The following is a 25057-nucleotide window of genomic DNA, read 5'->3' as shown; positions in this document are numbered from 1 at the left end:
ATAGATGTTGAATAGCTCACAAGGGGGTCATACTTTGTTCACGATATACCCAGCGATTGATATTCGCGATGGCAAATGTGTACGACTGGTACAAGGAGATTATAGCCAGGAGACGATATACAACGAAAACCCAGTGGAGGTTGCCCAAGAATGGGAGCGTATGGGCGGCTCCTACATTCACTTGGTTGATTTGGACGGTGCTAAAGCAGGCCAACCGGTGAACGATGAGCTCATTGGGCGCATCGCTTCTGCGGTGCAAGTGCCTGTACAAGTGGGTGGCGGCTTGCGTACGCGTGAACATGTGGAGCGGCTGTTGTCGTTGGGCGTGAGCCGTGTGATCTTGGGTACGGCAGCGATTGAGGACCGTGCTTTTACGGAAGCGGTATTGGGTACCTACGGTGATCGGATCGCCATTGGTCTGGATGCACGGAATGGCTATGTGGCCACGCGCGGATGGCTTGAAACCTCGGAGGTTCGAGCGGATGAATTGGCTGCTGAGTTGGCCTCCAAGGGAGCGGAAACGTTCATTTTTACAGACATTTCCCGCGACGGAATGATGCAAGGCCCGAATGTGGAGGCTATCGTAGCGCTTGCGAAAAGCAGTGGACGAACCGTGATCGCTTCCGGCGGTGTCAGCAAGATGGACGATCTGATCACGCTGAGCACCTATGCGAAAGAGGGTGTAGGCGGTGCTATTGTGGGTAAGGCATTGTATACAGGCAGCATTGATTTACAGGTAGCCGTACAAGCTGTAGCAAAGGCATAGGGGGAGTAGGCATGCTGGCTAAACGTATTATTCCCTGCTTGGATGTAAAGGATGGCAGGGTGGTTAAGGGCGTTAATTTTGTGAACCTACGCGATGCAGGTGATCCGGTGGAATTGGCGGCGCTTTATGACCGGGAAGGGGCAGATGAAATCGTATTTCTGGATATTTCTGCTTCAGTTGAAGGGCGTGCCACCATGGAAGAAGTAGTTCGTCAGACAGCCGGAGAGATAGCCATTCCTTTCACCGTAGGTGGCGGGATATCTCATGTCGATGATATGAAACGCATTTTGCGTGCCGGGGCTGATAAAATCGGCGTAAATACGGCGGCTGTCCGTAATCCTCAGCTGATTGCGGAGGGTGCGCGCAGCTTTGGCTCACAATGTATCGTTGTTGCCATTGATGCCAAGTATAACGAGGCGTGGGGCGAGTGGGAAGTATATACCCACGGAGGCCGCACGCCATCTGGTATTCGCGCCTTGGCCTGGGCCAAGGAAGCTGAACAGTTGGGAGCCGGTGAGATTCTGCTGACCAGCATGAATGCGGACGGAACCAAGGACGGCTTTGACCTGCCGCTGACTTCTGCGGTATCGGATACCGTCGGAATTCCAGTTATTGCTTCTGGCGGAGCAGGCAAACAGGAGCATTTCTATGACGTGTTTACGGCGGGCAGAGCGGATGCTGGATTAGCAGCAACGATTTTTCACTATAAAGAAATAGGAATCCCTGACCTAAAACGGGATTTGAAGCGCAGAGGAGTGGAGATACGATGAGCAACGAATTGAACCAACAGCTATCTCTGGAGCAGATACTGGATAATGTCCGCTGGAATGAGGTGGGTCTTGTCTCGGCGATTGTGCAGGATGATGCCACCCTTCAGGTGCTTACGCTGGCCTACATGAACCGCGAGTCGCTGAAACTGTCTTTGGAGTCGGGAGAGACCTGGTTCTGGTCTCGTTCCAGACAGGAGCTGTGGCACAAGGGGGCTACTTCAGGGAATACGCAAAAAATCACTTCCATCCAGTTGGATTGTGACGGTGATGCTCTGTTGATACGTGTCATTCCGAACGGTCCTGCCTGTCATACAGGAGCAACGAGCTGCTTTTTCCGTGATATTTCCGCGCCAGGGACGGCTGTAGCACCTGTTGCAGGAAATGCAGGAGACCACACGCTGGTAAATCAAACCGATGATATTTCCAATGCTTCAGCAGACCGCTTTGAGGTACTTGCCCAGCTGGAGGCGATTATTAAGGAGCGCGAAGAGACACGTCCTGAAGGGGCCTATACGACCTATCTTTTTGATAAAGGTGTAGACAAAATCTTGAAAAAGGTTGGCGAAGAAGCATCCGAGACGATCATTGCCGCCAAAAATAAAGATAATGATGAACTGCGCCTGGAGGTTAGCGACCTGATTTATCACCTGCTGGTGCTGTTGCAGGAGCGCAAGCTACCGCTAGATCACGTGCTGGCTGAGCTGAATCGCCGTCATGAACGACCTCGTCGTGATTAGTACGATTTGTTGTAGTGTTGAAAGAGGGAGGATCGCATGAAAATTGACTATCATACGCATCACGCCCGCTGTGGGCATGCCATAGGGAGTCTGGAAGAGTATGTACAGCAGGGAATTCGGCTGGGGCTGGATCAGCTCGGCTTGTCCGATCACATGCCACTACTGCATGTAAAACCGGCTGACTATTACCCGGAAATGGCGATGCCTATGGAGGAGCTGCCCCGATACGTGGAAGAATGTTTGGAACTGAAGGAACGTTTTAAAGAGCAAATTGATATTCGTGTTGGCTTGGAAGGCGACTACATTGAGGGCTGGGAACGAGAAATCGAAGATATCATCACCGCGTATCCCTGGGATTATGTGATTGGTTCCGTCCATTTTCTAGGTGAATGGGATATCACGGACTTCCGTCAGGTACACCATTGGGAAGGCAAAAATGTGCTTGAGGTGTACCGCACGTATTATAATGCGGTTTCTAAGGCGGCAGCTACCGGTTTGTATGACATCATGGGGCATTTGGATGTCATTAAGCGCTTCGGCTATCATCCGAAGCCGGAGGAAATGGAGGAGCTGCGTGAACTGGAGCGCTCCGCACTCTCAGCCGTTGCCCGCAGCGGTCGGGCGATGGAACTGAATGCATCAGGGCTTTCGAAGCCCTGTGCTGAGATGTTCCCGAGCCGCCGCATGCTGGACGAAGCTTTTTCGCTAGGCATCCCGCTGACCGTAGGATCGGATGCCCATGATCCGGCGAAGCTGTCCGAGCACTTGGAGAAGGCACGCGCGCTTCTATATGAAGTCGGCTATCGCGAGCTTGCCGTATTTCAGCATCGCGAGCGCTCGCCGGTGCCGCTGACGCTTTAATTATTACGTTTATTGGGTCTAAGTATCATATCCAGTGGCTAGCCGAACGCTCCCTATGTATACAGGGAAAAGCGCTCGGCTATTTAGCGTATTCTTGTATATATATCTATTGTATACGAGCATATATCCGTTTTTTGGAATGAGGTAGGATCGACTGTCAAGTCGTTTTGAAGTTGTGGTATACTGAAGGGTATGAACATGTCAGTTACTTTTAAAGGAGGTGCCTTGGTTATTTATGAAAGGGAAACATCTGCGAGTATCGGAACCTAGCCCTAAGATTATTGCTTTGCGTTTCGACGCATCTTTCTTTTTTGAGAAAGCTGTGCGCTCGCTTGATCGCAATCATTATGACAAGGCATTGAAATATTTTCGCAAAGCCGTTGAATATGAACCGGATAATCCGGTGAATCATTGCAATATGGCGGGTATATTATCAGAGATGGGGGATTATGCAGGTTCGAATGAGATCCTGTCCTCTGTTCTGAGTGACGTAGACTCGTCGATGACAGAGTGTTATTTCTATATGGCGAATAATTACGCTAATATGGAGCAGTTTGAAGAAGCGGAGAAAGCATTGGTCACGTACCTGGAGGAGGACGAAGAAGGCCAGTTTCTTGATGAAGCGGAGGAAATGATGGAGCTGCTCTATTATGAGCTGGACCGTCCAACGAAGCTGAACCGCATTAAGGCCCGGCAGGGAGTAGTAGAGCATGATCAGGCTCGTGTCCTGCTGGAGGAGGGGAAATTTGCTCAGGCAGCCCAGTTGCTCAAGCAAATTTCAGAGGAACAACCGGATATGTTCGCTGCGCGAAATAATCTGGCGTTAGCGTATTACTACATGGGATTGTTCCAAAATGCTAAGGCTACCATTATTCAAGTGTTGGAGGATGAGCCGGGGAATTTACACGCATTGTGCAACTTGGCGATCTTTTATCAGCACGAGGGCGGCGGCCCGGAATTGGATCGTCTGGTGCAGACTTTGGCGGTCACTATACCGTTTCAGGAGGAGCAGGTATTCAAGCTGGCGACCACTATGGGCATTCTCGGACGCCATGAGGAGGCCTACAGACATTTCCGCAGGTTGCTTCATGGCGATGGAGAGAACAATGCGGACGCTTCTTTGTACCATTACACGGCGGTAGCTGCCAGCAATACGGGAAGATATGCGGAAGCACGGCGGTTGTGGAGTCATTTGCAAAAGCAGGATGCTTCCTCGGAAGTTCCGCGGTTTTTCCTGTCCCGACTGGAGGAACTCCAGCAGGAGGGTACACCGCTGCAAGTGCTCAGCTATCATTATCATCTCCCGTTTGAGGAGCAATTCCGCATGTGGGAGAAGTTTGGTGCTGACCAGGTGCCTGACAGCATGAAGAAGGACCCGCTAATCCGGTCATCCTTCTTCTGGGCCTTGCGCCACGGGGACCGGGCGACTCAGCTTCAGGTCATTCAGGCGTTAAGCTTGATCGGTGATGATGAGGTGCGTCAGGCACTGGAGTCCTTCGTAGAAGACCCGGACCAGGAGGATGAGCTGAAACGCCGTGCCTTGCAAGTATTGCAAGAGCTGGCGGAGCAGGGTGAGCAGAAAATGTACCCGGAAACGGAACGTTCTGATCAGTTGGAGGTTGAGAACGATCCTCATACAATTGAAGGTGATGTATCTGCCTCCCCGGTTGATCCACAATGGCAGGCAGTGCTGGATAAGGTACTGACCGTTATGAGCAAGCCATCCGATCCGGTCATGCAGCACGACTTGAGATCGCTGTGGCTGGAGTATTTGGATCGGCTTGCCCCGGAAGTTCCGATGGTTCAGCATACTGAGGGATGGGCAGCGGCGCTGGAATATTTGACTGCCAAAATGCATCATCATTCAGTCACCTATCAGGAAGTAGCCGATCGCTATGGTATTTCCGTATCGACCGTAAGCCGCTATGCACGCCAGATTGACAGCGTGTGTGGTATCAAACAGAAGCTGAAGCAGCCGCTCTCCACGTTTAAAAAGCAGGTCTGAGACCTGCTCCAAACATCACTTAAAGGAGGCAACAAACGTATGTATAAATCCATAATTATTGGTACAGGTCCTGCAGGCTACACAGCGGCTATTTATTTGGCACGTGCTAACATGAATCCGCTGATCATTGAAGGGATGCAGCCCGGTGGGCAGCTTACTACAACGACCGAAATTGAAAATTTTCCGGGTTTTGAGCAAGGTATCCTCGGGCCTGAACTGATGGATAATATGCGCAAGCAGGCTGAACGTTTTGGCGCTGAATTTACTTCCGGTTGGGTAGAGGAAGTGGATTTTAGCAAACGTCCTTTTAAAGTGAAGGTAGAGGGTAAAGGCATCATTGAGGCGGAGTCGGTCATTATTGCTACAGGTGCGTCCGCCAAATATCTTGGTATTCCGGGTGAGCAGGACAATGTAGGTCGCGGAGTCAGCACTTGCGCAACTTGCGATGGCTTCTTTTTCCGCGGGAAAAAGATTGTCGTGGTTGGCGGTGGCGATTCAGCCATGGAGGAAGCGAGCTTCTTGACCCGTTTTGCTTCCAGTGTAACCTTGGTCCATCGTCGCGATGAGTTGCGGGCATCCAAAATTATGCAAGATCGCGCGCGTGAGAACGAAAAAGTACATTGGGCATTAAACCGGACTCCTCTGGAAGTTGTGACGGGAGAATCTGGTTTAAAGGGTTTGAAGGTACACAATAATGAGACCAATCAGGATGAGCTGATTGAGGTAGATGGCGTGTTCGTAGCCATCGGGCATACACCGAATACAGGTTTCCTGAACGGACAAATCCATACGGATGAACACGGCTATATTGTAGTGAAGCCAGGCACAACGGAAACGAACATCCCCGGAGTTTTTGCCTGTGGGGACGTACAGGATAATCGTTACCGTCAAGCGATTACGGCTGCGGGAACGGGCTGTATGGCGGCTATGGACTGCGAGAAATATCTCGAAGGCAGTGCTGTTCACGACTGGAGCGAAACACTGGATCAATAAAAGCGTGTCTATAGTACACAAAAAGGCTAACGGGAGAGCGAAGGAAACCTCTGTTATGCCACATCTTTTGTTCAGGAAGAGAAAGCCTGCTGCGTTTGCACAGGCTTTCTCCTTTTTATGGGTGCATGAGGTGAAAAGTTCCGCTAATCGTACACTTTTCGACAAGGAAGTGTCCTTGACCGTAACGGGGGCTTCAATTATAGTTGGAACGTAGGATTACTATTATGAAGTAGGAATTGTAAGCATATATTTCATACCAGGTTTTTAAGTAAACATAAAGGTGGCTTGGAACATGTCTGAAAGTATCTATGTAGGTGTCGATTTGGGCGGTACCGCGATTAAAGTCGGCATTTGTAATGAAAACGGACAGCTTTTGCACACATATGAGGGACCAACCGAAACCGATAAAGGTGTAGACGTTGTCATCGGTAATATCGAAAAATATGTGCGGCATATTGTTGAGCAATCTCCTTATGAGTGGGATCAACTAAAGGGTGTCGGTGCAGGCGTTGCAGGTTTTACGAATGTTCGTGATGGTATTATTGTCCTCGCTCCTAATATTGGCTTTCGTGACGTACCGATCCGTGCGCTCCTAGAGAACCGGATTGGCAAGCCTGTGAAAATAGACAACGATGCGAATGTTGCTGCGCTGGGTGAGGCTTGGGCTGGTGCAGGCAAAGGCATAGAAAACTGCGTATGCTATACCCTGGGAACAGGAGTAGGTGGCGGTATTATTATAAACGGTAAAATATACCAAGGTTCTTCGGGCATGGCCGGAGAAATTGGCCATATCAGTGTCGTACCTGATCTGGAGGCTATTCAGTGTGGGTGTGGCAAAATGGGTTGCTTGGAAACTGTATCTTCAGCAACAGGCATCATTCGTATGGCCAAGGACGCTGTGGAACGTGGCGACCGGACCTCTCTGGCGCTGGAAGATCAAATTGCTGCCAAGGAAGTATTTGATGCTGCTAAAGCTGGAGATGAGGTTGCGCTGCGTATCGTGAACCGGGCTGCCTTTTATTTGGGGAAATCCATGGCAGCGGTTGCCGCTGTGCTTAATCCAGAGTTGTTTATTATAGGCGGCGGTGTTTCTAAAGCAGGCGACTTTTTATTTGAAGAGATGCGTCGCGTATACGCCAAGCTGGCACCTGAACCGCTTCAAAAGGGTGTATATATCGTACCAGCAGTGTTAGGCAATGACGCAGGTATAGTAGGGGCTGCAGGGTTGCTGCTACGCTCCTGATCCACAGGTATTGATAATACGGGTACTGGCATAGAGCGAAGAAGCAAAAGGAGAGGGAAGTCCATATGACAGACAACCTAAAAAATGCTGCGCCGTGGGCAACGCTCATTATTATTACGGGGATGTCAGGCGCAGGGAAGACCATTGCGGTTCAGAGCCTGGAAGACTTGGGCTTCTTCTGCGTTGATAATTTGCCCCCTGTACTGATTCCCAAATTTGCCGAGTTGATTGAGCAGTCGAACGGTAAAATAGGCAAGGTGGCACTCGTAATTGATTTACGCGGACGAGAATTTTTTACTGCCTTGTCGGAATCTTTGAATTATATTAAAGATCATTTTACGATTCATTGTGAAATTTTATTCTTAAATGCTAATGACGGCGTTCTCGTACAGCGGTATAAGGAAAGCCGTAGACGTCATCCGCTGGCTCCAGACGGCATGCCTTTGGATGGGATTCGTTTGGAGCGCAAGATGTTGGAAGAACTAAAAAGCTCGGCTACACAGGTTATTGACACAAGTGTGATGAAGCCTGCAACTTTAAAGGCAAGGATTATTTCACGATTTTCTCATCTGGAGAGCAGTATGCTTTCCGTGAACATTACTTCTTTTGGCTTCAAGTATGGTATTCCCATTGATGCCGATCTTATATTCGATGTGCGCTTCCTGCCTAATCCCCACTATGTGGATCAACTACGTCCCCACACTGGACAGGATAGCGATGTATATGATTATGTCATGAAATGGCCCGAGACTCAGGCATTCTTGACCAAGTTGCTGGATATGTTACACTTTTTGATTCCGCAATATCGCAAAGAAGGCAAAAGCCAGGTCATTATCGGCATTGGCTGTACTGGCGGTAAGCATCGTTCTGTTGCAATATCGGAGTATTTAGGAAAAATGCTGGGTGCCAGCGAGACAGAATCTGTTTCTGTTTCGCATCGGGATGCTGATCGGGACCGGCATTAATGAGGTGAAATCATGAAAGAGACCGGATCACAACGGGAGCGCCCACGTATAGTTGTTATGGGCGGCGGAACCGGCTTGTCCGTCATGCTGCGGGGCTTAAAGCAAAAGCCGCTAGATATTACGGCTATTGTTACAGTCGCTGACGATGGCGGAAGTTCCGGGATTTTGCGCAGTGAGCTGCAGATGCCCCCCCCAGGGGATATTCGCAATGTGCTGACTGCCTTGGCTGACGTGGAACCAGTGATGTCAGATATGCTGAAATACCGTTTCGGTGCGGGATCAGGATTGTCAGGCCATAGTCTGGGCAATCTGATTTTAGCAGCGATGACCGATATATCGGGAGATTTTGTAACGGCGGTGCGTGAGCTTAGCCGTGTATTTGCTGTCCGGGGACGTGTGCTGCCAGCAGCCGAGGAAGGCGTTGTGCTAAGCGCCGAAATGGAGGATGGCACGGTGATTACCGGAGAGTCCAAGATCCCAGAAGCGGGCGGACGAATCAAACGCGTCTTTCTTGAACCGACTCACGTGGAGCCGTTGCCTGAGGCTGTAGAGGCCATTAATGAAGCTGATGCGATTTTGATTGGCCCCGGCAGTCTATATACCAGCATATTACCGAATTTGCTTGTACCTAAACTCGCTGAAGCTGTAGTGAAATCAGACGCTATCAAAATATTTGTCTGTAACGTTATGACCCAGCCTGGTGAAACCGATGGCTATACAGTAGGAGACCATCTGCAAGCTATTTTTGAGCATGTAGGGCATCATCTCTTCGACTATGTCATTGTAAATAACGGAGAAATTCCACCCCAAGTACAGGAAATGTATGCCGAGCAGGGAGCCAAGCCAGTTCAAGTAGACATGGGCGAGCTGACCGACCGGGGATATAAAGTGGTGGCAGATACATTAGTTCTGTTCCGCACGTATTTACGGCATGATGCAGACAAATTGAGCCAGCATATTTACCAATTGGTACAAAACTGGATATTAAGAAGGAGGTGAGTCCCTTGTCCTTTGCGGCACAAACGAAAAAAGAGCTTACGATGATTGAAAGCCAGTCCTGCTGTGAGAAAGCGGAACTATCTGCGCTCATACGTATGCTCGGATCCGTACAACTGTCGAATAAAAGGGTGATATTGGACGTGTCCACAGAAAATGCCGCGATTGCAAGGCGGATTTACTCCTTGATCAAGAAGCATTTTCAACTTCATATCGAACTGCTTGTACGGAAAAAAATGCGCTTGAAAAAAAATAATGTGTACATTGTCCGTATTCCTAATGATGTGCAACAACTGCTAAAGGATCTTTATATCGTCTCAGAAGGTTTCTTGTTCACTGACGGGATTAATCGGGATATTGTTCGGAAAAACTGTTGTAAGAGAGCTTATTTACGGGGCGCCTTTATGGCAGGTGGCTCTGTCAACAATCCTGAAGGATCATCTTACCACCTTGAAATTTCCTCGATGTATGAGGAGCATTGTCAGGCACTCGTTGATCTTGCGAATGAGTTTCATCTAAATGCTCGCTGTATTGAGCGAAAAAAAGGTTTTATTCTCTACATCAAGGAAGGCGAGAAGATCATTGAGCTGCTTAGCATCATTGGGGCGCATCAAGCCTTGTTCAAATTTGAAGATGTACGCATTATGCGCGATATGCGCAATTCCGTGAATCGTATTGTCAATTGTGAAACGGCTAATTTGAACAAGACAATTGGAGCTGCTGTCCGGCAAATTGAGAATATTAAGTTGCTGGAGAGAGAAGTTGGCTTGGAGACCTTGCCGGATAAACTGCGTGAAGTGGCAGAAGTTCGGCTCGCTCATCCCGATTTGAATTTGAAAGAAGTCGGGGAAATGCTCAAAGGGGTCGTGAGTAAATCGGGTGTAAATCATCGGCTTCGCAAAATTGATGAGATGGCTGACAAAATCAGGGGCGAAAATGGCCTGATTCCGTAAAAAGAATGTTGGTGGGGCTTTTAGCCCCAGTTTTTTTAGTTTTTTTTCTAGTGTCTGTCCCGGGTTAATGTTATAATGTGATAAATAAAATGGAGTAAGTAGTGTCCAGATTTATTTGATGAGGGGGTAAGCTGACATGTCAAAACATCCGGTAGTCGTACGTTTGAAAACAGGACTGCACGCCAGACCTGCTGCGTTGTTCGTACAGGAAGCGAATAAATATTCATCTGAGATTTTTGTGGAAAAAGATGACAAAAAGGTTAATGCCAAGAGCATCATGGGTATTATGAGTCTTGCCATCAGCACAGGTACTGAAATCAATATTAGTGCTGAAGGTGCGGATGCCGAACAGGCTGTAAACGCTTTAGTAAGTCTGGTTAGTAAGGTAGAGCTGGAAAATCAATAAACAAAGAATTGCTTGTAATATAGTGTATGATCTTAGTGAAAAGCCCCTTTGGGGCTTTTTTTATATCCAGAAAAAAATCCTTCGAACACTCCTCAGCTAACTGTTTTATTGTGGATTTATTGGATATAGAGGCCGTATTAAGTTCAAACTATAAATAATGAAAATCCTCGTGGTCATGCTCTGTTTCGGAAATTTGTACGCTTGGCTGCAACCTTTTTCCGTCTTTTCCGTCTGGAAGGTACAAACATTTACTAGAAAGAGGTTGAATTCAATGAGACTTTGGACAAAAACAGTAGCCACAGCAGTTCTCACAGGTGCATTAATAGCAGGGGGAGTAGCAGGAGGATTATGGACAGGGGCAGAGCGTGCTTATGCTGCGTCAACAGCTTCGACGGTAAACGGTGTAATTAATGTGATTGGAAGCGGGGAAGTATTGGCAAAGCCCAATATTGCTTATCTCTCTATCGGTGTACAATCGGAAGGGAATACGGCAGCCGCTGCTCAAAAAGCTAATGCTACAAAATTGAACAAGGTTACACAACTGCTGAAAGAAAAGTGGAGCATCAGCGGAGATGACATTCAGACCAGCCAGTTTTATGTACAGCCTAACTACACCTATAACGAAAAAGAAGGGCAGAAGCTCAAAGGCTACACTGCCAACCATACACTTTCCGTTAAATACCGCGATTTGGATAAAATAGGTCAGTTGTTGGATGAGGCGACCAAGTCCGGAGCCAATAACGTAGATAATGTTCGTTTTTCGGTGGAAGATCCTTCGACTTATGAGGAAGAAGCCATTACTAAAGCATTGGGAAGCGCACAATCTAAAGCCAGTGCTGTAGCTAAAGCGGCCAAACGCGGATTAGGTGCTCTTGTGAATGTGACGGTAGATGGCGGAGAAGCACAAGTCTTTACACAACGTGAAAATGCCATGTCAAAATCGCTCATGGATTTAGCAGGTAGCGGGACAGACATACAATCGGGGCAAGTAACAGTGAAAGTTCAGGTGTCGGCTCAATACGAAATGAACTAATATAGATCATCAAACGAAGCCACAAGCGGCCTGCATCATGCGCAGGCTGGCTTGCTGGCTTTTTTTGTATACCGAAACCTTTTTGTAATGAGTCTGTCATAGCTAAGGGTTACTAGGTGTACAGATTGAAATCGGGGAGTGTACAGATTGTAAACTACATACAATGGGGTATAGATATAATAAGTAAAGTGATTATTTACACATAGACAATACAGAAATAATAACAGGAGGAATACTTAATATGAATAAGCATACGAAAAAATGGGGTTCAGCACTGCTGGCAGCAGGGATTTTAGCAGGAGTCGCAGCTGTCCCCGTTTCATATATCCAGGCAGCATCGATTAAACAGCAGCAAGCGGCAACACAGCAACCAGGAATCACTATCCAATGGAATGGTAAAACGTTGCCCGCTAAAGGTGTTCAAGTGAACGGGAGTACAATGATTCCGGTGGCCGCACTGCGTGACAGCTTGGGGATTCCAGTAAGCTATGATGCGAAAGCAACGACATATACCGTAGGTAGCGGGTACAATAAACTTTACATTATGGCTTCTTCCTCGGATGCCTACGTCAACGTCAATGGAATCAATACACGTAGTATGGATGCCAAACAGATCGCTGGGAAGCTATACATTCCTATGAGTCTGTTGAAAGACTATCTAGGCATAGATGCTCAATGGAACGCAGCTCAGAAGACAGTAACGCTAAGTAAAAGTCAGCTAAACCCGATCACAATTGCGTCTCAAACACTTCCAGCTTCGAGTAATGCGAAGGTATCTTACAAAGTTAAGTATCCGCAAATCAGCGGCAGCCAGCTGAATCCTGAGGCAGAGCAAGCCATTAACCATGTGCTTAAAAAGCATGCAGAGGGTATATTGGCAGCAGGCAAAAAGATAATGGCTGAGGGAGAGGCTACAACAGAAAGACCGTATGATTTCGAAAATGATTTTGCAATTGCCTATAACAAGGACGGTATTCTAAGTGTGATTATGCAGGATTACTCGTATATGGGTGGCGCACATGGAATGACGGTACGTAAAGGATATACGTTCTCGCTCGCTGATGGTAAACTGCTGCAGTTGTCTGACGTATTGAAGGCGAATCCAAATTACAAAAAGTTCCTCAATGCTGATTTGAAGAAAAAAATCGATGCGCTTCAGGCTGGTGAAGGATTCGGTAAATTTAAAGAGTTGGCGGCAGATCAGAATTTTTATGTGACGAACAGTGGAGTAACAATCGTGTTTGATTTGTATGATTATGCGCCATACGCGTATGGAATTCCGGAGTTTACCTACTCGTTCGGTCAACTGCTGCCTCAAGGCGGAAAGCCTTTTGCGGGACAGATTTAATAGTAGAAATGAGTAAGTTGGACTGTCTATACTCTAAAAAACAATAAAGCAAAAAAGCTGCCTACCGGATAATAACATCCGGAGCAGCTTTTTCATTTACCAGCTATCGAGAGGCAAATTTTTTCTCTTATACACCTTCTGGAGAGGAGCTAGTTAGCACTTTATCAATAATACCGTATTCTTTGGCATCATCAGCAGACATGAAGTAGTCACGGTCTGTATCTTTTTCAATACGTTCCAGTGGTTGGCCTGTGCGATCTGCGAGAATGCGGTTCAGTTTATCACGCATTTTCAGAATGCGGCGTGCGCGGATTTCGATATCCGTTGCCTGGCCTTGTGCACCACCCAGAGGTTGGTGAATCATAATTTCACTGTTTGGCAAAGCGAAACGTTTACCTTTGGCGCCTGCATTCAGCAAGAACGCGCCCATGGAAGCCGCCATACCTACACAAATCGTAGATACATCAGGTTTAATGTATTGCATCGTATCGAAAATGGCCATACCAGCTGTAATGGAACCGCCAGGACTGTTAATATACAAGTGAATATCTTTTTCAGGATCTTCGGCAGCCAAAAACAGCATTTGCGCAATTATAGAGTTGGCTACAACGTCATTGACGTCCGAGCCTAACAAAATAATGCGATCCTTTAACAGTCTGGAATAAATGTCATAGGCGCGTTCGCCGCGGTTACTTTGTTCTACTACCATAGGAACATAGCTCACGTCAAAAAACCTCCCTTAAATATCGTTAGTGGATTTGGTGGACATGCCGAGTACACGTCCCTTATTTATAAACTGTTACCGTATTAACCACATGATAAACAATTTCAAACAAAAAGTCAAAGAAAGTCAAACTAATGATTAAAAAAAAGAGCCCTCAGCGCTCTTATTGGTTAAAACATTATATAGAAGCATTTAAGCGTTCATTTAAAATGGCGCGCCCGCGAGGAATCGAACCTCGATCTCAGGCTCCGGAGGCCTACGTCATATCCGTTGGACCACGGGCGCATAGTTGATTCAATGCAAACAACTAACTAATTAAACAGCTAATTGGAAACAAAGATGATTATATGATATACAGCAGTGAATTGCAAGCTTTTATTAAATGCGCATATTCAGACAAATGGTTGAGAAATATAGGTTCAGATAGACTTGCATATGGAGCAAATATTGGTTAAGATATACGTGGGACTTAAAAAGTTATCCCGGGACGTTTTAAGACCAGTTAGAGATAGAGCATTAGAGACAGAACTTAGAAGTGTGCGGGAGTGGAAAGCATGCGAAAGATATTAGAAATACAGAAGCAGCTTCTGCCCGACCTCATGGATGTTTTGAAAAAAAGGTACACGATCCTGCATCAGATTATGCTGTCCGATGTTGTTGGACGCCGAACACTGGCAGCTTCACTGAACATGACCGAGCGCGTGTTGCGCGCCGAAACCGATCTTCTTAAAGCTCAGGGGCTAATTGAGATTGAGAGTGTAGGCATGAAGGTGAGCAAAGCAGGACTGGATCTGCTGGAACAGCTGGAGCCGATTGCGAACAACTTGTTCGGCCTGTCCCAATTGGAGGACCAGATTCGTCAAGCCTATGGTTTGAGAAAGGTGGTTGTCGTTCCAGGGGATTCGGATGTTTCTCCGTTAACAAAGCAGGAGCTGGGGCGCGCTGGAGCAAAAGCGTTGCTAAGTGTTATGGACGACGAGGATGTGGTCGCTGTAACAGGTGGCACGACGATTGCAGACGTGGCGGAACAACTGGCATTGCCTTCTAATGGCCCCCTTAAGGGTGGGTGGTTTGTACCGGCACGCGGGGGTTTGGGAGAAAGCATGGAAATGCAGGCCAACACAATTGCTTCCACAATGGCTCGCAAGGTCGGCGCTCAATACCGTCTGCTCCATGTACCGGATTTGCTCAGCAATCATGCTTACAACTCCTTGCTTGAAGATACGAACATTCAGGATATATTGAGCCTGATTCGCGAGAGTCGTATCATCATTCACGGGATAGGCAACGCCATAGCGATGGCACATAGACGTAAACTTGATCCCGAAACCTTTGCCCAGATCAGCAGTGAAGGGGCGGTAGCCGAATCGTTTGGTTATTATTTTAACGAAGATGGCGTCGTTGTTCACAGAATGCTGACGCTTGGACTCCGATTGGAGGACATTAGGCGTACCGATACGGTTCTAGGTGTAGCTGGAGGCAAGAACAAGGCGGCCGCTATTCATGCGGTACTGCGTTTCGGGCAAGAAGACATTCTGGTCACCGACGAAGGCGCTGCTGTTGAGATTGTAAGTCGTTATTTAAATGATTAATATAGGATTTATGAATCGTGTTGTCTTGACAGGCTTTCGGGTCTGTCTTGAATATATAAAACTAAACTAAACGAACTTTGGGAGGAACTCACTCATGACAGTTAAAGTTGGTATTAATGGTTTCGGACGTATTGGACGCCTTGCTTTCCGTCGGATTCAAAACGTGGAAGGTATTGAAGTAGTAGCAATCAATGACTTGACAGATTCCAAAATGTTGGCACATTTGTTGAAATATGATACAACACAAGGTAATTTCCAAGGACAAGTAGAAGTACATGATGGCTTCTTCAAAGTAAACGGTAAAGAAGTTAAAGTTTTGGCTAACCGCAACCCTGAAGAACTGCCTTGGGGAGACCTGGGTGTAGACATCGTTCTGGAATGCACAGGTTTCTTCACAACTAAAGAAGCTGCTGAGAAACATTTGAAAGGCGGCGCTAAAAAAGTTGTTATCTCCGCTCCAGCTACTGGCGACATGAAAACTGTCGTTTACAACGTAAACCATGAAATTCTGGATGGAACTGAAACTGTAATCTCTGGTGCTTCTTGCACAACGAACTGCCTGGCTCCTATGGCTAAAACACTGCAAGATAAATTTGGTATCGTTGAAGGTTTGATGACTACAATTCATGCTTACACTGGCGACCAAAACACTTTGGATGCTCCACATGCTAAAGGTGACTTCCGTCGTGCTCGTGCAGCAGCTGAAAACATCATTCCTAACACAACTGGTGCTGCTAAAGCAATCGGTTTGGTTATCCCTGAGTTGAAAGGTAAATTGGATGGCGCGGCTCAACGTGTTCCAGTACCTACAGGTTCCCTGACTGAGTTGGTAACAGTTCTGGAGAAAAACGTAACTGCTGAAGAAATCAACGCAGCGATGAAAGAAGCTTCCGATCCTGAAACTTATGGATACACTGAAGATCAAATCGTTTCTTCCGACATCAAAGGTCTTACTTTCGGTTCTTTGTTTGATGCAACTCAAACTAAAGTTCTGACTGTTGGCGACAAACAACTGGTGAAAACTGTAGCTTGGTATGACAATGAAATGTCCTACACTGCACAATTGATCCGCACGTTGGAATACTTCGCTAAACTGGCTAAATAAGAACTTCCTTATTAGCAACATCATAGAGCGGAAACAGGTTATTGTTTCCGCTCTTTATATATCAAAATGTGCCTTAAATTCCTGTTTCGTAAAATTATAAGGGTGCGGAGGAATATGGAGATGAATAAAAAGAGCGTACGTGATATAGAACTGAATGGAAAACGGGTGTTTGTTCGTGTAGATTTTAACGTTCCGGTCGAAGACGGTAAAATTACAGATGACAAGCGTATTCGTGAAACCTTGCCAACGATTAATTACCTGATTGAAAAAGGTGCAAAAGTTATTTTGGCGAGTCACTTTGGACGTCCAAAAGGTCAGGTTGTTGAATCCATGCGTCTGACTCCTGTTGGTGTACGTTTGTCTGAACTGCTGAAAAAGCCAGTAGTTAAAGTGGACGAAGCAGTAGGCGAAGCTGTTAAAGCGAAAGTGGCTGAACTGCAAAACGGCGACGTGCTGTTGCTTGAAAATGTACGTTTCTATGCAGGAGAAGAAAAGAATGATCCTGAGTTGGCGAAGCAATTTGCTGAATTGGCTGACGTTTTCGTGAATGACGCATTCGGCGCAGCACACCGTGCTCATGCTTCCACTGAAGGTATCGCTCATATTCTTCCGGCTGTTTCCGGCCTGCTGATGGAAAAAGAATTGTCTGTTATTGGTAAAGCTCTGTCGAATCCAGATCGTCCTTTTACAGCCATTATCGGCGGTTCCAAAGTAAAAGACAAAATCGACGTGATCGACAACCTGCTGAACATTGCAGATAACGTAATCATTGGTGGCGGTTTGACTTATACATTCTTCAAAGCTCAAGGTTATGAAGTGGGTCAATCTTTGCTGGATGAATCCAAACTGGACGTAGCTCTTGGATTTATCGAAAAAGCGAAGAAACTCGGCAAAAACTTCTATCTTCCGGTGGATATTGTTGTGTCTGACGATTTCAGCGCTACGGCGAACACAGATATTGTGGATATCGACGGCATTCCTGCAGCTTGGGAAGGCGTGGACATCGGACCAAAAACACGTAAAATCTATGCAGATGTGATCAAAAACTCCAAACTGGTTGTATGGAACGGACCAATGGGCGTATTTGAAATCGAACCTTTCGCTGGTGGTACTCGTGAAGTAGCGGAAGCTTGCGCAACAACAGAAGCATACACCATCATTGGTGGCGGTGATTCTGCGGCTGCGGCTGAAAAATTCCACTTGGCTGACAAGATGGACCATATTTCCACTGGCGGCGGCGCATCTCTGGAATTTATGGAAGGCAAAGCACTTCCGGGTGTTGTTGCACTGAACGATAAATAATCAAACGCACTATGCGTGAATAAAGCTTTAGGGCACCTAATAGTTAGGAGTTGAAACCATTGAGAACACCGATTATCGCGGGTAACTGGAAGATGTTTAAAACCGTACCAGAAGCTAAAACTTTCATCGAAGAGATCAAAGGCAAAGCAGAGGTTGCAGGAGTGGAAAGCGTGATTTGCGCACCATTTACGAATCTTCCTGCTCTGGTTGAAGCAGTAAAAGGCACGTCTATTAAAATTGGCGCACAAAACCTGCACTTTGCAGAAGATGGTGCATTTACAGGTGAAATTAGCGGCGGAATGCTGAAAGATCTGGGCGTAGACTACGTTGTGATCGGACACTCCGAACGTCGTGAATATTTTAATGAAACAGACGAAACGGTGAACAAAAAGGTTCATGCGGCATTCCGTCATGACCTGACTCCAATCGTATGTGTAGGCGAAAAGCTGGAAGATCGTGAAGCTGGACAAACCAAAGAAGTTGTAAAAGTGCAAACTGTAGCAGCTTTTGCTGGTTTGGCTAAGGATCAGGCTGCACAAGTAGTTGTTGCTTATGAGCCAATCTGGGCCATCGGAACAGGCAAATCCTCCACTTCGCAGGATGCGAATGAAGTGATTTCCTATATCCGCAGTCTGATTAAAGAGCTGTATGATGAAAATACAGCAAATGCTGTACGTATTCAGTATGGTGGTAGTGTAAAACCTGAAAATGTTACTGAGTACCTGGGTCAAAGCGATATCGACGGCGCGCTCGTGGGCGGTGCCAGTCTTCAACCGGCGTCGTACATCGCGCTTGTTGAGGGGGCGAAGTAAGATGACAGCACCAAAACCGGTAGCTTTAATTATTATGGACGGGTTCGGACTGCGTGACACCGTGGAAGGCAATGCGGTTGCACAGGCCAACAAACCGAATTACGACCGGTATTTACAACAGTATCCTCATACGACGCTGACGGCTTCTGGCGAAGCAGTAGGTTTGCCGGAAGGACAAATGGGTAACTCTGAAGTGGGTCACTTGAACATCGGCGCAGGCCGTATCGTATATCAAGACTTGACTCGTATTTCGAAGTCCATCCGTGAAGGTGAATTCTACGACAATGAAACACTGGTTAAAGCAGTGCAACATGCCAAGAAGAACAACACGAAACTTCACCTGTACGGACTTCTGTCCGACGGCGGCGTGCATAGCCATATCAGCCATCTGTTCGCTATGCTGGACTTGGCGAAAAAAGAAGGCCTAACAGAAGTGTACATTCATGCTTTCATGGATGGACGCGACGTTATGCCAGACAGCGGCGTAGGCTTCATGCAGCAGCTGATCGCTAAAATTCAAGAAGTGGGCGTAGGTAAAATTGCGACTGTACAAGGACGCTATTATGCTATGGACCGCGACAAACGTTGGGAACGTGTAGAGAAATCTTACCGTGCAATCGTATACGGAGAAGGACCTCAATACACAGATCCAATGGAAGCATTGAAAGAATCGTATGAAAAATCAGTGTTCGACGAATTTGTGGAGCCAACTGTTATTGTGAAGGCTGACGGAAGTCCTGTAGGGCTGGTCGAAAGCAATGACTCTGTTATCTTCCTCAACTTCCGTCCTGACCGTGCGATTCAACTGTCTCAGGTATTTACAAACGCGGACTTCCGTGGTTTTGACCGTGGCCCGAAATGGCCTAAAGATTTGCACTTTGTTTGCCTGACGTTGTTCAGCGAAACGGTTGAGGGCTTTGTAGCTTACGAACCGAAAAATCTGGATAACACGTTTGGTGAAGTGTTGGTTCAAAACAACAAGAAGCAATTGCGTATTGCCGAGACTGAAAAATATCCGCACGTTACTTTCTTTTTCAGTGGCGGACGTGATGTGGAGCTTCCTGGCGAAACTCGTATTTTGATCAACTCGCCTAAAGTGGCTACATATGACTTGCAGCCGGAAATGAGTGCGTATGAAGTAGCGGATGCTGCTGTTAAGGAAATCGAAGCCGACAAGCATGATGCGATTATCCTGAACTTTGCCAATCCGGATATGGTTGGACACTCCGGTATGCTGGAGCCAACGATTAAGGCGGTAGAGACGACGGATGAATGTGTTGGACGTGTTGTAGATGCGGTTAAAGCCAAAGGTGGCGTGGTTATTATCATTGCCGACCATGGTAACGCGGATATGGAAATTGATGAGCAGGGACGTCCGTTCACAGCTCACACAACGAATCCGGTTCCGTTCATTTTGACTGACGAAAATATCGTTTTGCGTGAGCATGGAATATTGGCTGACGTAGCTCCAACGCTTCTGGATTTGATGCAACTTCCGCAACCTGCGGAAATGACAGGAAAATCTATGATTGCATCCCGCAAGTAAGCTTGATTTAATAAGTATAGGCTTGACCAATAAATCATGATTCACAAAGGAGATTAAGTACAAATGACTATTATTTCTGACGTGTACGCTCGCGAAGTCCTCGACTCCCGTGGTAACCCTACGGTTGAAGTTGAAGTATATCTGGAATCCGGTGCTATCGGTAGTGCTATCGTTCCTTCCGGTGCCTCCACAGGCGCTCACGAAGCTGTAGAACTTCGTGATAACGACAAATCCCGTTACCTGGGTAAAGGCGTTCTGCAAGCTGTTAAAAACGTGAACGAAATTATTGCTCCTGAAGTAATCGGCTTGGATGCTGTGAACCAAGTAGAAATCGACACGCTGATGATCAAATTGGATGGTACACATAACAAAGGTAAATTGGGTGCAAACGCAATTCTGGCAGTATCCATGGCTGTAGCTCGCGCTGCTGCTGAAGCTCTGGGCTTGCCACTGTACACTTACCTAGGCGGATTCAATGCTAAACAATTGCCAGTACCAATGATGAACATCGTTAACGGTGGCGCTCATGCCGACAATAACGTTGACGTACAAGAGTTCATGGTTCTGCCTGTAGGCGCTCCTACATTTAAAGAAGCTCTGCGTGTAGGCGCAGAAATCTTCCACAACCTGAAATCCGTACTGAACTCCAAAGGTTTGAACACAGCTGTTGGTGATGAAGGTGGTTTTGCTCCTAACTTCAAATCTAACGAAGAAGCTCTGTCCACTATTATCGAAGCGATCGAAAAAGCTGGTTACAAACCAGGTGTTGACGTATTCCTCGGTATGGACGTTGCTTCCACTGAGTTCTTCAAAGATGGAAAATATACTTTGGAAGGCGAAGGCAAATCCTTCACTTCTGCTGAGTTCGTTGACCTGCTTGCTTCTTGGGTTGATAAATACCCAATCATCACTATTGAAGATGGTTGCTCCGAAGATGACTGGGAAGGTTGGAAATTGCTCACTGAAAAATTGGGCAACAAAATCCAATTGGTTGGTGACGACCTGTTCGTAACAAACACAGAGCGTCTGGCTAAAGGTATCGATGAAAACATCGGTAACTCCATCCTGATCAAAGTAAACCAAATCGGTACGCTGACTGAAACATTCGATGCTATCGAATTGGCTAAACGTGCAGGATACACAGCTGTTATCTCTCACCGTTCCGGTGAATCCGAAGACAGCACAATCGCTGATATCGCTGTTGCAACAAATGCAGGCCAAATTAAAACAGGTGCTCCTTCCCGTACTGACCGTATTGCGAAGTACAACCAATTGCTCCGCATTGAAGATCAACTGGGTGAACTGGCTCAATACCACGGCCTGAAATCTTTCTACAACCTGAAAAAATAATATTGCGCAAAAATGCTGATGGCGTCTCTTGACTCATGGTTTATGATCACGAAGTCTGAACGCTCAAAGCTTTTACGCATGAATAAAACAGGCCTACTCGCCACCGCGAGCAGGTCTGTTTTTTGTTATTATGGATGTGTATGAGAATTTATAACTTTGCAAAGGCTTAATGGCTGAGTGACTTGCTATAGCTGTTGTTATCTACTGGAAGCTGTGGTAGAATAAAAATAGTGTTTTGCGTTAATTTCCGGCTATTTATAACATGATATGTACATGTTTTCATAAAAGAGGCTGTGTTGTTTTGCAAAACAGATGTATAAGCTCAGGAGGTGGGATTTTTCATGGAAATCTTTTTGAAAGTGCTGCTCGTTGTGTTCTCGATTGCTGTTATTGCGGTTGTTTTACTGCAAAAGGGGAAAAGCGCAGGTTTGTCCGGTGCCATCTCTGGCGGTGCTGAGCATCTGTTCGGCAAGACAAAAGCTCGCGGTATGGATTTGATTTTACAACGCGCAACTGCTGTTTTGGGTGCGGGTTTCATGATCGTTTCTGTTTTAGTTGCATTTTTTGCAAAATAAGATAAATATGTACCTTAAGCCTTCGTTTCGCGGGAAACGGGGGCTTTTTTTAGATTTTGGACAGGCAGGGATGCCGTCGATTAAATTCGTGTATACTAGGGTATGAGTATATTAAGAGCCTTGTATCAGGAGCAAGGAACAAGGACATGCGGATTTTATTACTGAAAATTAAAGGTCACCCGAGGTGGACAATATTATGATAACAGAGCAACAACTACTCGATTTTATGCGCGAGACCGCATACAAACCCATGACTTACCAGGAGCTGGAGCAGCATTTTGATATTAAGGATGCCGAAGATTTCCGTGAATTTCTTAAGCTTTTGAATGCCTTGGAGGAAGAGGGGAAAATTCTGCTGACCCGCACAAACCGCTATGGCGTGCCGGAACGGATGGATTTGCAGCGTGGGCGTTTGCAGGCTCATGCCAAGGGATTTGCTTTTTTGATTCCAGAGGACCGGGAGCACCCGGATGTATATATTCATGCTAACGACTTGAAGAGTGCGATGAATGGAGATACGGTACTGGTAAGAGTGACGTCGAAGGGACCTGCGGGTGGCCGATTAGAAGGCGAAGTTGTGCGGATCGTGAAGCGCGCAGTGCTTCAAGTAGTAGGCGTGTTTCAGAGCCACGAAGCATACGGTTTTGTTTTGCCGGATGATAAGCGCATTAACCGGGATATTTTCATTCCAAAGGATAGCTTCAACGGAGCTGTGAACGGGCAAAAGGTCGTTGTGCGCATTGTGAGCTATCCAGAAGGACGAGCTGCGGCGGAAGGCGAAGTGTTGGAGGTTTTGGGTCATAAGGATGATCCAGGCGTTGACATTTTGTCCGTTATTCGCAAGCATCAGCTTCCGGAAGCTTTTCCAGATGAAGTGACAGAGGAAGCCGAGAATGCTCCCGACGCGATTACGGAAGAAGAGATTGTACGTCAGGGACGGCGCGATCTGCGTGATAAGATCATTGTTACCATTGATGGTGAGGATGCCAAAGACCTGGATGATGCTGTCAATGTAGAGCGCTTGCCGAACGGAAACTACCGTCTGGGCGTTCATATTGCCGACGTAGGGTATTATGTGCATGAGAACTCCAAGCTGGATCAGGAGGCATATAACCGCGGTTGTAGCGTGTATTTGGTTGACCGTGTCATTCCTATGCTTCCACATCGACTTTCGAATGGAATATGTTCTTTGAATCCACAGGTGGATCGACTGACTTTATCCTGTGAGATGGAATTCAATGAGCATATGAAGGTTGTAAAGCATGATATTTTCACCAGTGTGATTAAAACGAAGGAACGGATGACGTACACTAACGTTCGCAAAATCCTCGAAGAGGAAGATGCTGAACTGATGGAACGGTACAAGGATCTGGTTGATGTATTCGGCACGATGAAGGAATTGGCATTGAAGCTGCGTGCTAATCGAATGCGCCGAGGTGCAGTTGATTTTGATTTTGATGAAGCCAAAGTGATTGTTGATGATGAAGGTAAAGCTGTCGATATTGTGAAGAGGGATCGTACGATAGCTGAACAAATTATTGAAGAGTTTATGTTGGCGGCCAATGAAACGGTAGCTGAACATTTCCATTGGCTTAAAGTGCCTTTCTTGTACCGGATTCATGAGGACCCAGATCCAGAGAAGCTGCAAAACTTTATGGCTTTCGCGGCTAATTTTGGGCATCAGATCAAAGGTAGAGGAAATTCCATTCATCCCCGTGCACTGCAAACGTTGCTGGAAGATATTCAGGGTACGAAGGAGCAAACCGTGCTTAGCACGATGATGCTGCGTTCGATGAAGCAGGCAAAGTATGATGCGGAAACGACAGGACATTTTGGGCTAGCAGCAGAGTATTACTCTCATTTTACATCGCCGATTCGTCGTTACCCTGACTTGGTGATTCACCGTGTCATTCGTGAGGTATTGGAGAATGGCGGGGCTTTAACAGCCGAGCGTCAGGAATATTTGACTGCACGTATGCCTGATATTGCGCAGCAATCTTCTGAGCGTGAACGTGTGGCTGTGGATGCAGAACGTGATACAGAGCAGATGAAAAAGGCTGAATACATGCTGGACAAGGTCGGCGAGGAATTCGAGGGGATCATCAGCAGTGTAACCAGCTTTGGGATGTTCATTGAGTTGGACAATACAGTGGAAGGCCTGACGCGTCTGAGTGCGCTTACGGACGACTATTATCACTTTGACGAGCAGCATATGGCGTTGATTGGCGAACGCACCTCCAAGGTGTTCCGCATTGGGGATGAGGTTAAGGTTCGCGTCGCGCGTGTGAACATGGAAGATTACACAATTGACTTTGAACTTGTCGATATGAAGCAACGGCAACGCGGTGAACGGACTGGCGGTACAGGACAGGGCGGAGGCTTTGCACGTGGCGAGAGCCGTGGTAAAGGCAAAGGCCGAGAAGGGCGTGACCGCAAGGGCGGCAAGGATAAGACTGGCAAAGAGGGTAAAGGCAGTCGTGATGTTACCGGGAAGCCAAAAGAGGCTGGCGCAGGTAACGGAGGCATTAGCACCGCAGGCCGTTCAGGGCGCGGCGGTGGGAACGGGGCAGGAGCTGGTTCAGCTAGCAGCTTCGGCTTTGGCAGTGGCAAGGGCGGGTATAACTCGCCAGCATCCGGGGCAAGCAAGCGACGGAAGAAGACGTCTGCCAGCGGTATTTTCATCGGCGGAGCAGCTACACCAGGAAGTGATGCCAGACCAAACGGTGAAGGCGCAGCACGTCGCAAGCGGAAGAATAAGGGCGGAAGTGGCGGCAATAGCACCGCGGGCTTTGTGCGGAAAAAGAAGAAGTAGGTAGCTAGAGCTTACTTACTTTGAAGGCTGGAGCTTTCATTGCAGTGTATGAAGCTGATTTGAAGCATAGGTATACGTGCGGTTTCTGTCTGCTGTATTGGATGGAAGCCGCTTGGTTCTAAGTGTGATATAAGTGCAGTTAGAAATGTAGAAGGCTTGACCT

Annotated in this window: 22 protein-coding genes and 1 tRNA gene; 21 read left to right on the top strand and 2 right to left on the bottom strand. The window is 47.0% G+C overall.

Features of this window, described 5'->3' with window-relative positions:
* Positions 1-34 precede the first annotated feature (34 nt).
* The 13 genes from hisA to G9G53_RS17550 all read left to right on the top strand — a co-directional run bounded on the left by hisA (position 35) and on the right by G9G53_RS17550 (position 13076).
* The gene (hisA, locus tag G9G53_RS17610; RefSeq protein ID WP_165149360.1) at positions 35-766 is read left to right on the top strand and encodes a 1-(5-phosphoribosyl)-5-[(5-phosphoribosylamino)methylideneamino]imidazole-4-carboxamide isomerase; all 732 of its coding nucleotides are present in this window, start codon (positions 35-37) and stop codon (positions 764-766) included.
* Between the two features lie 11 nt (positions 767-777).
* Complete coding sequence (gene hisF / locus G9G53_RS17605; protein ID WP_039274196.1) at positions 778-1536, top strand: imidazole glycerol phosphate synthase subunit HisF; 759 nt, start codon at positions 778-780, stop codon at positions 1534-1536.
* Positions 1533-2273, top strand: a complete 741-nt coding sequence (gene hisIE, locus G9G53_RS17600) for a bifunctional phosphoribosyl-AMP cyclohydrolase/phosphoribosyl-ATP diphosphatase HisIE (RefSeq protein ID WP_069012126.1) — start codon at positions 1533-1535, stop codon at positions 2271-2273. The genes hisF and hisIE overlap by 4 nt, the downstream gene beginning before the upstream one ends.
* A 36-nt stretch (positions 2274-2309) precedes the next feature.
* Complete coding sequence (gene hisJ, locus G9G53_RS17595) at positions 2310-3134, top strand: histidinol-phosphatase HisJ (protein ID WP_069012124.1); 825 nt, start codon at positions 2310-2312, stop codon at positions 3132-3134.
* Positions 3135-3369: 235 nt separating this feature from the next.
* Complete coding sequence (locus G9G53_RS17590) at positions 3370-5139, top strand: tetratricopeptide repeat protein (protein ID WP_165149358.1); 1770 nt, start codon at positions 3370-3372, stop codon at positions 5137-5139.
* A gap of 39 nt (positions 5140-5178) precedes the next feature.
* The gene (gene trxB / locus G9G53_RS17585; RefSeq protein ID WP_029518998.1) at positions 5179-6132 is read left to right on the top strand and encodes a thioredoxin-disulfide reductase; all 954 of its coding nucleotides are present in this window, start codon (positions 5179-5181) and stop codon (positions 6130-6132) included.
* Positions 6133-6424: 292 nt separating this feature from the next.
* Positions 6425-7375, top strand: coding sequence for an ROK family glucokinase (locus G9G53_RS17580; RefSeq protein WP_013308253.1), 951 nt, complete (start codon positions 6425-6427; stop codon positions 7373-7375).
* Positions 7376-7440: 65 nt separating this feature from the next.
* Positions 7441-8340 (top strand): RNase adapter RapZ, encoded by a 900-nt coding sequence (gene rapZ, locus G9G53_RS17575; RefSeq protein ID WP_013308254.1) that lies wholly within the window; start codon positions 7441-7443, stop codon positions 8338-8340.
* Positions 8341-8352: 12 nt separating this feature from the next.
* Positions 8353-9339, top strand: coding sequence for a gluconeogenesis factor YvcK family protein (locus G9G53_RS17570; protein ID WP_023986485.1), 987 nt, complete (start codon positions 8353-8355; stop codon positions 9337-9339).
* A 5-nt stretch (positions 9340-9344) separates the two neighbouring features.
* Positions 9345-10289 (top strand): DNA-binding protein WhiA, encoded by a 945-nt coding sequence (whiA, locus tag G9G53_RS17565; RefSeq protein WP_029518996.1) that lies wholly within the window; start codon positions 9345-9347, stop codon positions 10287-10289.
* Positions 10290-10425: 136 nt separating this feature from the next.
* Positions 10426-10695, top strand: a complete 270-nt coding sequence (locus G9G53_RS17560; RefSeq protein WP_013308257.1) for an HPr family phosphocarrier protein — start codon at positions 10426-10428, stop codon at positions 10693-10695.
* A 271-nt stretch (positions 10696-10966) separates the two neighbouring features.
* The gene (locus G9G53_RS17555) at positions 10967-11728 is read left to right on the top strand and encodes an SIMPL domain-containing protein (RefSeq protein WP_069012121.1); all 762 of its coding nucleotides are present in this window, start codon (positions 10967-10969) and stop codon (positions 11726-11728) included.
* Positions 11729-11969: 241 nt separating this feature from the next.
* Complete coding sequence (locus G9G53_RS17550) at positions 11970-13076, top strand: PdaC/SigV domain-containing protein (protein ID WP_165149356.1); 1107 nt, start codon at positions 11970-11972, stop codon at positions 13074-13076.
* Between the two features lie 127 nt (positions 13077-13203).
* Here G9G53_RS17550 and clpP read toward each other — a convergent pair whose 3' ends face one another.
* The gene (gene clpP / locus G9G53_RS17545; protein WP_013368815.1) at positions 13204-13800 is read right to left on the bottom strand and encodes an ATP-dependent Clp endopeptidase proteolytic subunit ClpP; all 597 of its coding nucleotides are present in this window, start codon (positions 13798-13800) and stop codon (positions 13204-13206) included.
* Between the two features lie 210 nt (positions 13801-14010).
* A tRNA-Arg gene (locus tag G9G53_RS17540) sits at positions 14011-14085 on the bottom strand.
* A 269-nt stretch (positions 14086-14354) separates the two neighbouring features.
* Here G9G53_RS17540 and G9G53_RS17535 point away from each other — a divergent pair.
* The 8 genes from G9G53_RS17535 (at position 14355) to rnr (ending at position 24894) form a co-directional block, all read left to right on the top strand.
* The gene (locus tag G9G53_RS17535; protein WP_029518990.1) at positions 14355-15392 is read left to right on the top strand and encodes a sugar-binding transcriptional regulator; all 1038 of its coding nucleotides are present in this window, start codon (positions 14355-14357) and stop codon (positions 15390-15392) included.
* Positions 15393-15486: 94 nt separating this feature from the next.
* Positions 15487-16497, top strand: a complete 1011-nt coding sequence (gap, locus tag G9G53_RS17530) for a type I glyceraldehyde-3-phosphate dehydrogenase (protein WP_023986488.1) — start codon at positions 15487-15489, stop codon at positions 16495-16497.
* A gap of 120 nt (positions 16498-16617) precedes the next feature.
* On the top strand, positions 16618-17799 hold the full coding sequence (locus tag G9G53_RS17525; protein ID WP_029518988.1) for a phosphoglycerate kinase: 1182 nt from the start codon (positions 16618-16620) through the stop codon (positions 17797-17799).
* A 59-nt stretch (positions 17800-17858) separates the two neighbouring features.
* The gene (gene tpiA, locus G9G53_RS17520) at positions 17859-18611 is read left to right on the top strand and encodes a triose-phosphate isomerase (RefSeq protein WP_023986490.1); all 753 of its coding nucleotides are present in this window, start codon (positions 17859-17861) and stop codon (positions 18609-18611) included.
* Between the two features lies 1 nt (position 18612).
* Positions 18613-20157 carry a 2,3-bisphosphoglycerate-independent phosphoglycerate mutase gene (gene gpmI / locus G9G53_RS17515; RefSeq protein WP_013308265.1) on the top strand — a complete coding sequence of 515 codons (1545 nt, stop codon included), beginning with the start codon at positions 18613-18615 and terminating at the stop codon, positions 20155-20157.
* Between the two features lie 63 nt (positions 20158-20220).
* A complete protein-coding gene (gene eno, locus G9G53_RS17510; RefSeq protein ID WP_013308266.1) occupies positions 20221-21507 on the top strand; it encodes a phosphopyruvate hydratase in 1287 nt (428 codons plus the stop codon).
* 341 nt (positions 21508-21848) lie between these two features.
* A complete protein-coding gene (gene secG, locus G9G53_RS17505) occupies positions 21849-22082 on the top strand; it encodes a preprotein translocase subunit SecG (RefSeq protein WP_013308268.1) in 234 nt (77 codons plus the stop codon).
* 196 nt (positions 22083-22278) lie between these two features.
* On the top strand, positions 22279-24894 hold the full coding sequence (gene rnr / locus G9G53_RS17500; RefSeq protein WP_165149354.1) for a ribonuclease R: 2616 nt from the start codon (positions 22279-22281) through the stop codon (positions 24892-24894).
* Positions 24895-25057 lie beyond the last annotated feature (163 nt).

The organism is Paenibacillus sp. EKM206P (assembly GCF_011066155.1).
GTDB classification, from domain to species: Bacteria; Bacillota; Bacilli; order Paenibacillales; family Paenibacillaceae; genus Paenibacillus; species Paenibacillus polymyxa_D.
The sequence above is the reverse complement of the archived record's forward strand: the minus strand, read 5'-3'. Positions and strand labels throughout refer to the sequence as shown.